The organism is Streptomyces sp. NPDC058683, from assembly GCF_042716195.1.
Lineage (GTDB): Bacteria > Actinomycetota > Actinomycetes > Streptomycetales > Streptomycetaceae > Streptomyces.
The window spans coordinates 47,355-59,325 of the sequence record NZ_JBHXSK010000001.1 but is presented as its reverse complement, the minus strand read 5'-3'; the positions used below and the strand labels follow the sequence as shown (position 1 = coordinate 59,325).

Sequence of the window (11,971 nt, the reverse complement as noted above, 5' to 3'; positions counted from 1 at the left end):
TAGAGGATCAGACGGTGAGAACCACGTCGTCCTGGGTGAGCGTTTCGCGGATCGTCTCGGTGAGCCGGTCGGCTGCGATCGACGCGTAGTGCTCGGTCTTCTCCACGCCGATGAAATCGCGACCTTCCAGCAAGGCGGCGACGCCCGTGGAGCCGGAGCCGGCGCAGAAATCGAGGACCGTGCCGCCCTCGGGGCTGATCTTGACCAGCTCGCGCATCACCTCGACGGGCTTCTGCGTGATGTGCTGGCGCTTCGCCCCCGAGGGCTGCGAGGCGCTGTAGAGGCCGGGCAGGTAGACGGGGTTGCGGGAGCCGTCGATCGCGCCCTTGGACGCCCAGACGATGAACTCACAGTTCTGGGTGAACCGGCCCTTCTGCGGCCTGGCCTGCGGCTTGTGCCAGGCCAGCACCCCGCGCCACAGCCACCCGGCCGCCTGGATCGCGTCCGTCGTGGTGGGGAGCTGGCGCCAGTCGGTGAAAAGCAGCGCGGTGCCGCCGGTCTTCGTGAGGCGATGGGCTTCGGTCATGATCTGCGTCAGCCAGAACCCGTACGAGCGGCCGTCCATGTTCTCGCCGGTGAAGTCCGGCAAGGCGTGCTGGGCGTCGGCGGAGGTGTACTTCTGCTTCGCGGAGCGGGTGGTGCGCTCCTTCGCCGTCCTACCGCCCGAGTTGTACGGCGGATCGGTGATGACGGAGTCGACACAGCCGTCCGGAAGGCCGGAGAGAACGGCCAGAGCGTCGCCCTGGTGCAGGGAAAAAGGCAAAGAGGAACCCCGATTCGGGTGCGGAAACGCGGAGGGAAATAGCCGCCTCGCTCAGGAGTCCTCGCGGGCCGGAAGTGGGCATGCAGACGCCCGGGGCCGCAGACCGAGGAGGGCGAGGGGGAGTCCAAAAACTGTAGAGGCGAAACCGCCGACGACCAAGAAGTGCCCTGCCGAGGTATCGGTTTCCGGCACCCCACGCCGACTTTTTGGTCAACCGCCGATCTGCGCCTACAGTTTTTGAACCGCCCGGCGCACACCGCCGCTGGCTACTCCCCGCCACGCCTCACGGAGGTACCCCCTGTCCCGGCACATCTAGCTCACGGCCCGGCGACGCGGAGCGAGCGGCAACTCGCCCACACCGGCCCGCCTTGATCGCCCACCCCGGCTGCCGCGCCCTTCCGACTCGCCTAGTGCACGCGGCACGCCGGACACCGCACCCCGAAGGACACGTTCATGACGTCTCGCTACCCGCCCCTGTCCGACTTCGCTGACCGGCGAGCGGTCCGCTCGGGTTGAAGGCGCTCGTCGCCGGCATCGGCGTCGTCTTCCTCTCCCCGATCCTGATCGCCGGCACCGGCATGATGCTCGCTTCCTCGGCCGACGCGGTGCAGAGCAGCGGCTCCTTCAGCAGCTGTCTGACCGACATCGACACCGACAAGGTCGCCGAGCAGGTCACCAAGATCCTCGACGGCGCGTCCGGCAAAGACGTCCACGTCGAGGGCCTGGACCTGCCCGCCGAACAAGTCCCCAACGCGGCAACGATCGTGGCCACCGGCCTCTCCCTCGACGTCCCCAAGAAGGGACAGATCATCGCGCTCGCCACCGCGATGCAGGAGAGCCGGCTACGCAACCTCAACTACGGGGACCGTGACTCCCTCGGGCTGTTCCAGCAGCGTCCCTCCCAGGGCTGGGGCAGCGCCCAGCAGATCCGTGATCCGGTCTACGCCTCCGAGCAGTTCTACGAACACTTGATCAAGGTGGACGGCTGGCAGCAGATGACCGTCACCCAGGCCGCCCAGGCCGTGCAGAAGTCCGGGCTGCCGGACGCCTACGCGCAGTGGGAGAACCTGGCCACCGTGCTGCAGGAGGCCATCGTCCAGACCTTCCCCGGCGGCGGCAACGACACGGACGGCAAGGGTGCGGACCAGAGCAAACAGCCGTCGCCCGGCACAAGCGGCTGCACTCCGGGTGAGGACGGTTCCGGCTTCGGCCGCATCCCCGAGGGAAGCGTCCCCAAGGGCTACAAGATCCCCCAGGACGCAGATCCGAAGGCACGCGCAGCCATCGAGTGGGCGATGCAGCAGCTCGGCACGCTCTACCAGTGGGGCGGGTCCTGCAAGAACGCGCACGGCCCCGACCCGATGGGCCGCTGCGACTGCTCCAGCCTGATGCAGCAGGCGTACGCGCATGCCGGCGTCACACTCACCCGCACCACGTACACGCAGGTCAACGAGGGCAAGGCGGTCCCGCCCGCCCAGCTCAAGCCCGGTGACCTGATCTTCAGCCGCGGCACCGCCGCCCGGCCCGAGCACGTCGGCATGTACCTCGGCTCGGGACTCGCGATCGAAGCACCCAGAACTGGAAAACCAGTTCGCATCACTGCGCTCGCGAACTGGGACATTCTCGCCGCGCGACGCGTGATCTGACCACCGGTGCGCCCCACCGCACCGCCCCTGCCCGGGATATCCCCTGGGCTTCGCCAGCACTTGAGCGGACGAGCCTCACAGAACCCGCAGCCTTGGCCACCCCATTCCACAGTACGGAGCATTTCCTTGATAACCCACCACCGCGCCCAGCGTGCCATCACGGCAGCCTCATTGGCCCTGGGCGTCGCCGCAGGCGGCCTGGTCACGGCCTCCACGGCACAGGCGTACGACACCGACACCACCACGATCAGCTGCAGCGCGGTCAAGGTCCGCAAGGCTCCGTCGAAGACGTCGACGGTCGTGGGCATCGGCTACCGGCACGACAAGGTCGTCTACGACCAGTTCGCGTACAAGAAGGCCGAGAAGACCTGGTACACCCGCGGCACCGTCACCCGGAAGGCCGACGGCAAGAAGCTGCGCGGCTACATGATCTACAACTGCGCGAACCCCTACAAGACCAACCCCGCGCCGAAGCCGTCGATCCCGAAGTAGCGCACCCCGGCCGCCGCCCCGCCATGTGAGTCAAAGCGCTGCCGCCGGCAGGCCCTGGCACGAACTGTGGCCCCGCTGCGGTCTCGAGACGACACCTGCATGTCTTCGTGCACGCCACCCTGCCGCGCCACGGGTGTCATCCGGGCCGGCCAATTCCCGCACGGTTGCCGGCCTTCCCTCCCAAGGCAGTCGCCTCGCGCCTCCCCCCTTCCCGTCGGCCCCCACCGGGCCTGCGTACGCAAGGAGCCTTGCCATACCTATGTCCGTCCCTCTCGCAGACCGCGTCATCCAGCTCGCCTACGACCCAGGAATCTCACCCCAGGGCGGCGGCCTGCCCGGCCTGAGCGTGCTGAAGAACGTCGTCAACAGCATCAACTTGTTCGGGATCATTGCCGTAGTCGGCGCCCTCGCCGTCTCGCTGGGCGTATGGGCTTGGGGACACCACACCGGTGGTCACCAGGCCGAAGCCAACGGCAAGAAGGGCGCGGTCGTGGCCGCCGGCGCTGCCCTTGGTCTGGGTGCCGCGAACGGGATCGTCGCCTTCTTCTCCGGCCTGGGGGCGCAGGTCCACTGATGCGGAACCGACTCCCCTTCCTTTCGCTGTCCTCGTACGGCGTGGGCTGGTCGGTCAACCGGCGCATCGCGATGGTCACTTGCGTCGTCGCCGTCCTGCTCGCCATCGCCGGGATCGTCGCCGTGGTGACCGGCGGCGGGAGCGGCCATCAAGCTGCGGGCACCGACGCGTCGGCCCCGGCTGACAGCAGCCCGTCCTCCAGCGAGGCTGCCCCGGAGCCGTCGTCCGGGTCCGGATCGGTGCCCAAGCCCCCGCAGATCGCCGAGCCGGTCGCCTACGCCAAGGCAGCGGCCCAGATGCTGTGGTCCTACGACACCCGCGACACCAGCCGCGACCAGCAGCTCGCCGGCATGCGCGCCTGGATGGCCACGGAGACCAAGTACGCCGACTGGGCCTCGGTCTCCGGTCAGGTACCCGATCCGGTGCTGTGGTCGCGGATGTCCGACCAGGACCAGCACGCCACCGCCCACGTCACCGAGGGCCACTACCCCTCCGCGTTCAAGCAGGCGCTGGCCGACGACCCGTCCGCGATCACCGAGGCGTACATCTACGTCGTCACCGTCAACGGCACGCAGCAGATCGCCTGGAAGAAGGGCGGCAGCGGGGCCGAGGAACGGGCCGTGACCCTCGCCGTCCAATGCCGCCCGAGCCACGACTGCACCCTGGCCGCCATCGCCCCGAGCGTCACGCAGTGATCCGCGCCTGAGACACGAAAGGAGGAGTAACTCCCCGTGGGTTTCTGTGACTACCCCCTGGCAGACAAGTTGTGCTCCGTCGGTGACGCGGTGGATTTCGCCTCGGATCCCGGCAAGGCCATCGGTGACTGGATGGCGAAGTCCGCCGGTGAACTGGCAGCCGCCGCAGCCGATCTGGCCGCCGAGGCGGTCGACACCACCACGAAGGTGGACCTCAACGCGACGTGGTTCGTCGACAACTACGAGATGCTGCTGCCGCTCGGGCTGACTCTGCTGGTCGCGACCTTCTGCGCGCAACTGGTGCGGGCCGCTGTCCGACGCGACGGACAAGCCCTCACCCAGGCGTTCACCGGCACCGCGTCCGGCGTCCTGTTCGCCTTCTGCGCCATCGCCCTGACCACGGTCGCCGTCGAAGTGGTCGACGCCGTCAGCGACGGCCTGTTCAAGACCGCCCACTTGAACATCGAGTCGGCCGTGCGCCGCATCGTGAAGGTCGACCAGATCGGGTCGCTGACGGCCCTGGGCTGGCTCGTCCCCGTCGTCGCAGGACTCGGCGCCGCCATCGGGGCCTTCCTCTACTGGTGCGTGATGATGGTCCGCAAGGTCGGCATCCTCGTCATGGTCACCCTCGCCGTGTTCGCCTCCGCCGGCGGCGGCTGGGAGGTCGCCCGGCGCTGGCGCAAGGGCTGGATCGAAGCCACCGCCACCCTCGTGGTCTCCAAGCTCCTGATGACCGTGATCTTCATCCTCGGCATCGCCGCCATGGGCAAGACCGAGGCCAAGGACGGCATCGCGGCTCTCGCCGACGTCATGTCCGGCATCGTGATCATGATCCTGGTGCTGCTGTGCCCGTACGCCGTCTTCAAGTTCGTGCACTGGGCGGCCGACGGGACCGACGGCGAGTCCCTCCACCGTGCCGGCGGTGCCGGAGCGCAGATCGCCAGGGCGCATGCCGAGAAGGCCGCCCGCAAGGCCGCTGCGGCTGCGGCCACCGCCGGAACCGGTGGCGCTGCCGCCGGAGCGGGCGCCCCACCGCAGGGCCCCGACGCCGCCGGTTTCCCCGGCGACATCGCCGCCAATCCGACCGGCGCAGACGGAGACGGCAAGGAAGGTTCGCAGGGCGGCGGCACGGGCGTCTCGTCCGGCGACGACGCGGTCAAGTCCGGTCTGGACAAGGCCGTCCAGCCCGCGCCGGCGAGTGTGTCCGGCGACACCAGCGGCCAGGTGGGCGGCAGCCCGGGGCCGGGCGGATCCGGGGCGTACGCCGCGTCCGGCCAGGGCGGCGGATGGCAGTCCGTCCCGCCGGCCACGACCCCGCCGCCGCAGGGCGCACCGCCGTCCTCCGGCTCGCAGACCGCCACATCCAGCGGGGTGAGCGGACCGCCGCCTCCGACCGGCCTCTGATCCCCTTGCCCGTCTACCGGGGGCGGGATGTGCACACCATCTCCCGTCCCCGGGTTCCACCCGCGCCTCCAGGACCCGCCCCTTGACTGATCTCTCCGTCGCCCCGGTCACGGTGAAGTTCCCGCACCGGTCCCGCCGCGGCATCCTCCTCGGCCTCTCCCTGCCGCAACTCGTTCTTGTTTCATGCACGTTGGCGCTGCTGCTGATGACGGTGATCTCCACCGGACTGCTCGGTGCCGTCGCTCTGGCCCCGTTGTGGGCGGTATCCGGTGCGCTCGTCGCGATCCGCCGGCACGGCCGCTCCCTGATCGACTGGGCGCCGATCGTCGCCCGCTACGCACACCGCCGCCGCAGTGGCCAGACCCTCTGGCTCGCCCGGCCCGTCACCCGGCCCCGGCAGGACGGCGTCCTCCATCTGCCCGGCACGGCCGCGTCCCTCAAGGTGGTCACGCCCGGCGACTCCGCTGGCGGCGCCGCGGCCGTCCACGACCCGCACCAGCAGACACTGACCGCCATCGCCCGCGTCACCAGCCGCGCCTTCGCCCTCCTCGACCCCGCCGCTCAGAACCACAACGTGAGCAGCTGGGGGCGCGCGCTGGCGGGCATCGCCCGCACCGGGCACATCGCCACCGTCCAGGTACTGGAGCGCACCGTCCCCGACAGCGGCGACACCCTCACCCGACACTGGACCCACCACGGGCAGCCCCAGACCCCCGTTGCCGGACAGATCTACTCCGAACTGGTCGCCTCGGCCGGCCCCGCCGCCGCACCGCACGAGACCTACCTCGCCATCTCCCTCGACCTCAAGGCCGCCCGGCGCCTGATCAGCCAGGCCGGCGGAGGCTTGCCCGGGGCGTTCACCGTCATGGAACAGACCACCGCGTCCATCGCCCAGGCCGCCCGAAACGCCGGACTCCAGGTCACCGGCTGGCTGACCGCGCAGGAGATCGCCGCCGTCATCCGCACCGCCTACGACCCCAAGGCCCTTGCCGCACTCCAGCAGTGGTCCGAGACCGGCCGTGCCGAGGCCGACCCCGCCGCCGCAGGTCCCGTCGTCCAGTTCGAGGAGTACGACCGCCTCGCCACCGACACCGCACGGCACGCGACCTACTGGGTGGAGAACTGGCCGCGCACCGAAATGGGGGCCGGGTTCCTGCACGGGATCATGTTCACTGCCGGCGTGCGCCGCAGCCTCTCCCTTATATACGTGCCGCAGGGGCTCGAGTCCGCGTTGCGGGACGTCCAGCGGAAGAAGGCGGCGATCATCGCCGACGCCAATGAACGCGCTCGTCGCGGACAGGTCGATTCCGAAGAGGATTCCGTCGAGTACGCCGACGTCAAGCAGCGTGAACGCCAGCTCATCGCCGGGCACGCGGACGTGGCCCTGACCGGTCTGGTCACCGTCACCGCCGAGACCGATGCCCTCCTGGACGCCGCCTGCGCACAGATCGAGACCCACGCCGTCACCTCGGGCGTCGATCTGCGGCGGCTCAACTACCAGCAGCCGGACGCCTTCACCCTCAGCGCGCTCCCGCTCGCCCGGCCCGCCCTGTGAGCAAGGCCCGTCGGCAGACGCCCTGGCCCGCTGCTCTTCGCTCATCCGCGACGAACCACCCGTCGCCGCCCCTGCCTCCCGGCAGGAAGGACCACCACCTTTGACCTCCCGCACACCTCCGGACGACGCGCACCCCTACCTCCGCGCAGCGAGCGCCGGAGTCCGCCACCACACCCGGGCCGTTGCCTCGTCGGACACGACCCCGCCCCGGCGGGCGGACCGGCTGCACCTGGACGTGCTCCACGCCCACCTGACCGCCCTGCTCCAGCTCCTGGACCGCCTCGCCGAAACCACCCGTCCGCCGCACCCCGCCGCCGGCCGTCACCTGGCCAGCGCGCACACCCGCCTCTGGCAGGCCACCAGCGAGGTCCACGCCGCCTTCCACCTGCTGCCCGCCAACACCGCAGCAGAAGGTGAGACGAGCGCCTGCCATCCCGAGCAACTGCCCGAGGGACCGCCCGTGCTGACGATCTGCCAGCGCCACCTCGCCGCCGGACACGTCCTGCGCCGCAGGACCACCCCCAGCGACCTCCGCCCTCGCACCACGGCCTGCGTGCGATGAGCACCACCCGCAGAATCGAGGGCCCCCGATGAGCCACCGGCCCACCCGGCGCGCCTCCGCCAGCCCGCTCTTCACCCCCCACGGCACCGACCGCGCCAGCCGCAAGGCCGCGCGTCGCCAGCTCGCCGAGGCCACCGCCACAGCCCGCGCACAAGCCCGTGCCCACCAGGCCGAGAGCACGACCGCCGAGCGCGAGATGCCCGCCGCGCTCTACCCTCCGAGCGGGCGACCCGGTCCCGCCTCCGCCCGGAAGAACCGGCTGAAGCTGCCCGCCCACCGCATGACGACGGCCGTGGTCGCCGGCGCGTATCCGTTCCTGGCCGAAGGCGGCCTCGGCGCCGAGGGCATCTACATCGGGCGCGACGTCCACGCGGAAGCATCGTTCGTCTTCGATCCGTTCGCGCTCTACGGCCGCGTGGAGGGATTCACCAATCCGAACCTCCTGCTGGCCGGAGTCATCGGCCAGGGCAAGAGCGCCTTGGCGAAGTCCTTCGCCCTGCGCTCAGTGGCCTTCGGATACCACGTCTACGTGCCGTGCGACCCGAAAGGCGAGTGGACGCCGGTGGCGAACGCCCTCGGCGGCCGGTCCGTCGCTCTCGGCCCCGGACTGCCCGGCAGACTCAACCCCCTGGACGCGGCCCCGCGACCGCAGAGCGTGACGGAGGCCGACTGGGTCGGCGAGATCCGCAAACGGCGCCTGCTCCTGCTCGGCTCCCTGGCCCGGACGGTCCTGGGCCGGGACCTGCTGCCCATGGAGCACACCGCCCTGGACGTCGCCCTGGACGCCGTCGTCACCCGCGCCGCCGCCGGCAGCACCCCGCTCCTCGGAGACGTCGCCGCCACCCTCAACAGCCCCGATGCGCTCGACGAAGCCGCCGGGATGATGTCGGGCCGGCTCGGCGACGCCGCCCGCGACCTGGCCCACGCGATGCGGCGCCTCGTCCACGGTGACCTGGCCGGCATGTTCGACGCCCCCTCCACCGTCGCCTTCGACCCGAACGCACCGATGCTCACCATCGACCTGTCCCGGCTCGGCGGCTCCGGCGACGACACCGCCCTCGTCCTGGCCATGACCTGCGCCTCCGCCTGGATGGAGTCCGCCCTCTCCGACCCGTCCGGCGGCCGGCGCTGGATCGTGTACGACGAGGCATGGCGGCTGATGCGGCACGTCGGACTGCTCCAGCGCATGCAGGCCCAGTGGAAACTCAGCCGCGGCCTCGGCATCGCCAACCTCATGGTGATCCACCGGCTGTCCGACCTGCTCACCGCCGGCGACGCCGGATCACAAGGCCGCGCCCTGGCCGAAGGACTCCTCGCCGACTGCTCCACCCGCATCGTCTACCGCCAGGAGACCGACCAACTCCACGCGGCAGCCTCCCTGCTCGGCCTGACCTCCGTCGAAATGGACGCCATCGCCCACCTCAACCGAGGGCGTGGCCTGTGGAAAGTCGCCGGACGATCTTTCATCGTGCAGCACCTCCTGCACAGCCACGAACTCGCGCTCTTCGACACAGACGCCCGCATGCACTGAAAAAGCGAGGGCCCCGCGCGGCGACACCGTCCGCCTTATCGGCGCACTCGATGCGCTGAAGGACAAACTCCTCAGCGCCGTCGAGGAGTGGCAGCTGCTGGACGAGAGCGGTCGTGTACCGGCCGCGCCCTCGTACACCGAGCTGTTCCAGCATGCCGCCGACGCGCAGGACCTCTCACGTGACGTCGTACGCATGGCCGCCGGCTTCGCTCGCAGCCCCCACAGCGCGAACCGTGCTGGCCAGGACGTGCTCGCGCACCTCACGGCGGCGGCCACCATGTCGAGCCGCGCAGCACAGCACTTCACCGAGACCGCGGAGAGCGCCTTTTGTCTGTCCCGCTCTTCCAAGCCCACCGCCCCGTACTACCTGGCGAACCGCATGGTCATCGATCACGCTTCGGCGCGCGCCTGCCTGCGGCGCACATCGGAATCGCTCCGCGACGCGGCAAAGGAACTCAACGACCACCTCGGCTTCCACCGCTTCTTCCTCGCGCCCTCCCACCGAGAGAGCACCGTGCCACCACCACCCGGACCGAGCGGTCGCCACCGTTGACCCGGGCCCCAGCCTTCCACCCGCGCGAACTTACGTTGTCGCCCAAGCTCCTCAGCTGGCTCCGCGACCTCGGCGCCCCTTCCCTCATCGGCGGCACCCCGCCCCCCATCTGGGCGGAACGCCGAGATATCCGCCCCGCATGCCTCACACGGAGTTCCGCAGCACGGTCGCGGCGCCGTGAAATCAGCTGTTCTCCCCTCCCGACCATCTCCCGGACACACCGCCACTCCTGACAACAGCCCCACCCGAAACGGCCGGAACGCCCCTTCAGATTCTCCGGAGTCCCTCCTGCAGCACCCCGATTTCGAGCTGTACGACAACGTCGGCCGAACCAGCGAACAGATCCGCGCCCACCACACCGGGTCGGCCACCACGGACGACCTGCACCGCTGGGCCGAGCGCGACGCCGCAGACTTCCGCGCCGCACACGCCCTGCCGACCGCGCCGTTCCCCGTCCCGGACCTGAGCCCCTACCGGGAGGCGCTGGACGCCGCCGACACGCCGGCCGAGTTCAGCACCGTCCTCAACGCACTGCTGGACGCGGTCGAGCCGTTCCTCGGCGAGGTCATCGACCACCTGGCCCTCACCGCCCGCTGGAAGAACCAGAACCGCGGCGCGCAGACCGGGTCGCCGCCGAAGCTGCTGCGCGACGCGGCCAGCCGAATCTCCTCCGCGCTCGCCATGGCCGCCGAAGCCGACCTGCAGATCCTCCGGGCGCACTACGACCCGCCGCCGGATCCCGACTCACTCGCGCAACGCGCCCGCACAGCTCGCGGGACACCGCCAGGGCCTCCCCCGCCTTCGCCACCGCCTGCGCCGGGCGGTCCCAGCCGGTGACCGCCGCGAAGCCCGTGCAGCCGATCCGCACGACCTTCCTGTCCTCCTTCGCCGCCGCCCTCGCCGCTCGCCTGCCCGGCACCTGGAGGAGCGAGTATCACCGGCACGCCTCCTACGCCGAGCAGTTCCCCATCATCGAGCGGCTCTGGGACACCGGGCACGTCGACTACATCGTCAGCCAGTACGTCCTCGGCCACGACGCCGTACTGCACGGCCCCGAGCAGCAGCAGCTCTACGTCGCCGACCGGCCCCTGTACCGCCACCAGTTCGTCGTGGCTCCGCTGGAGCCCGAGGGCTTCCTGCCCCATCACCTTGCCACGGTCGACGAGCCGAACGGCCTCGCGGTCTCCTGCGATCCGGTCCGGGCCGCCGCCGCTGTCACACGTCGCCTGCTCCCCCGCTACCGCCTGGCCCTGGACACGGTGCACCGCAACGCCCGCACTCAGCCGGAGCCCCCGTGCCGGCGGTCCGCGCCGGAGACCGCGCAGACCCTCACGCTGGTCTGGTACCCCGACGGGGTCGTGGGCGCGCCCTACGCGTTGGTGCCCGAAGGCGCCCGCACGGTGCTGTACAACTGCCACTTCCAGTACCGACCGCACGAAACCGCCTTCGCCCTGCCCGACTCCTACAGCACGAGCGACCGCGCCCTGCTGATCCAGACCGCCGTCCGGCAGCTGACCGCGCAGGGCATCGGCGTCAACTTCCGTCACGCCAACCCCATCACCCCGCGCCCGACGTCCCGCGCCCCCGCACCGGCCCTCGGCTCCGGGCCAGCAGCCGGCACACCGTCCGCAGCCCGGCGGTAGACCTCTGATGCGTCTTGAAGCTGCCACTGATCTCGACGAGCGGATGCTGCTGCACGACGTGGCCGACCGGCTGAACTCCGTCGCCGACCAGCTCCCGCTGCCCGACCAGATCCGTGCGGACCCAGTGCTCAGCGACATCCTGGACGACGAAGTCCGCCACCTGGCACGTCTGCTGGGCTACCTGGCCGGCCAGCACGCCTTCCGACACCGAGCTGCCGCCCACTACCCCCACCAGGTCACGGCCGCCCAGCGCCGCCTCACCCTCGGACTCGCCCGCGCGGCCGAGCCCGCCGGTGCCGCGCTCGCCACCCTCGGCGCCGCCGTCCACGCACTCGGCTGCCTCGCCGATCTCAGCCACCAAGCACCCAGCCCCGTACGGGCCCGTGCAATGACCAGCGGCCACCAGCATCTCGCCGACCGCATCGCAGAGACCCGTACCCACCTCGCCGAGGCCGCGAAGCACCTGCGGACCGCCGCCGACACCCGGCCCCCGCCCTCAGCCACACGGCCCCCACTCGCGGCATCCGCCCCCACCCGAGCCCACTGACCGTAC

Annotated in this window: 13 protein-coding genes; 12 read left to right on the top strand and 1 reads right to left on the bottom strand. The window is 70.8% G+C overall.

Translation table 11 applies throughout. The annotated features are described in order from the left end of the window. Positions 1 to 7: 7 nt before the first annotated feature. Positions 8 to 763, bottom strand: coding sequence for a DNA-methyltransferase (locus tag ACFWXC_RS00360; protein WP_384470595.1), 756 nt, complete (start codon positions 761 to 763; stop codon positions 8 to 10). Positions 764 to 1,275: 512 nt separating this feature from the next. Here ACFWXC_RS00360 and ACFWXC_RS00355 point away from each other — a divergent pair. From ACFWXC_RS00355 to ACFWXC_RS00300, 12 genes are all read left to right on the top strand, one after another. After that, complete coding sequence (locus ACFWXC_RS00355) at positions 1,276 to 2,409, top strand: C40 family peptidase (protein ID WP_384470592.1); 1,134 nt, start codon at positions 1,276 to 1,278, stop codon at positions 2,407 to 2,409. 126 nt (positions 2,410 to 2,535) lie between these two features. Then, a complete protein-coding gene (locus tag ACFWXC_RS00350) occupies positions 2,536 to 2,901 on the top strand; it encodes a hypothetical protein (RefSeq protein WP_384470590.1) in 366 nt (121 codons plus the stop codon). Between the two features lie 259 nt (positions 2,902 to 3,160). Next, positions 3,161 to 3,475: a DUF6112 family protein gene (locus ACFWXC_RS00345; protein ID WP_384470587.1), complete on the top strand. Its 315-nt coding sequence runs from the start codon at positions 3,161 to 3,163 to the stop codon at positions 3,473 to 3,475. Continuing rightward, positions 3,475 to 4,170 carry a hypothetical protein gene (locus tag ACFWXC_RS00340; protein ID WP_384470585.1) on the top strand — a complete coding sequence of 232 codons (696 nt, stop codon included), beginning with the start codon at positions 3,475 to 3,477 and terminating at the stop codon, positions 4,168 to 4,170. Before ACFWXC_RS00345 ends, ACFWXC_RS00340 begins: the two co-directional genes overlap by 1 nt. Before the next feature lie 36 nt (positions 4,171 to 4,206). Then, entirely contained in the window at positions 4,207 to 5,574 is a 1,368-nt protein-coding gene (locus ACFWXC_RS00335) for an ATP-binding protein (RefSeq protein WP_384470583.1), read from the top strand. An 82-nt stretch (positions 5,575 to 5,656) separates the two neighbouring features. Next, entirely contained in the window at positions 5,657 to 7,129 is a 1,473-nt protein-coding gene (locus tag ACFWXC_RS00330; RefSeq protein WP_384470580.1) for an SCO6880 family protein, read from the top strand. Between the two features lie 100 nt (positions 7,130 to 7,229). Further along, positions 7,230 to 7,691 (top strand): DUF6238 family protein, encoded by a 462-nt coding sequence (locus ACFWXC_RS00325; protein ID WP_384470577.1) that lies wholly within the window; start codon positions 7,230 to 7,232, stop codon positions 7,689 to 7,691. A gap of 28 nt (positions 7,692 to 7,719) precedes the next feature. Then, on the top strand, positions 7,720 to 9,222 hold the full coding sequence (locus ACFWXC_RS00320) for a VirB4 family type IV secretion system protein (protein WP_384470574.1): 1,503 nt from the start codon (positions 7,720 to 7,722) through the stop codon (positions 9,220 to 9,222). Further along, a complete protein-coding gene (locus tag ACFWXC_RS00315) occupies positions 9,125 to 9,775 on the top strand; it encodes a hypothetical protein (protein WP_384470571.1) in 651 nt (216 codons plus the stop codon). Before ACFWXC_RS00320 ends, ACFWXC_RS00315 begins: the two co-directional genes overlap by 98 nt. A 177-nt stretch (positions 9,776 to 9,952) precedes the next feature. Beyond that, positions 9,953 to 10,612 carry a hypothetical protein gene (locus ACFWXC_RS00310; RefSeq protein WP_384470568.1) on the top strand — a complete coding sequence of 220 codons (660 nt, stop codon included), beginning with the start codon at positions 9,953 to 9,955 and terminating at the stop codon, positions 10,610 to 10,612. Further along, the gene (locus ACFWXC_RS00305) at positions 10,609 to 11,418 is read left to right on the top strand and encodes a hypothetical protein (protein ID WP_384470565.1); all 810 of its coding nucleotides are present in this window, start codon (positions 10,609 to 10,611) and stop codon (positions 11,416 to 11,418) included. Before ACFWXC_RS00310 ends, ACFWXC_RS00305 begins: the two co-directional genes overlap by 4 nt. Before the next feature lie 7 nt (positions 11,419 to 11,425). Further along, positions 11,426 to 11,965 carry a hypothetical protein gene (locus ACFWXC_RS00300; RefSeq protein WP_384470562.1) on the top strand — a complete coding sequence of 180 codons (540 nt, stop codon included), beginning with the start codon at positions 11,426 to 11,428 and terminating at the stop codon, positions 11,963 to 11,965. The last annotated feature ends 6 nt before the right edge of the window (positions 11,966 to 11,971 follow it).

What these genes read in the sequence shown, in the direction of transcription:
- ACFWXC_RS00345 (WP_384470587.1), top strand. Translation starts at nt 3,161, where the DNA reads ATGTCCGTCCCTCTCGCAGACCGCGTCATCCAGCTCGCCTACGACCCA.
- ACFWXC_RS00300 (WP_384470562.1), top strand. Translation starts at nt 11,426, where the DNA reads ATGCGTCTTGAAGCTGCCACTGATCTCGACGAGCGGATGCTGCTGCAC.
- ACFWXC_RS00340 (WP_384470585.1), top strand. Translation starts at nt 3,475, where the DNA reads ATGCGGAACCGACTCCCCTTCCTTTCGCTGTCCTCGTACGGCGTGGGC.
- ACFWXC_RS00320 (WP_384470574.1), top strand. Translation starts at nt 7,720, where the DNA reads ATGAGCCACCGGCCCACCCGGCGCGCCTCCGCCAGCCCGCTCTTCACC.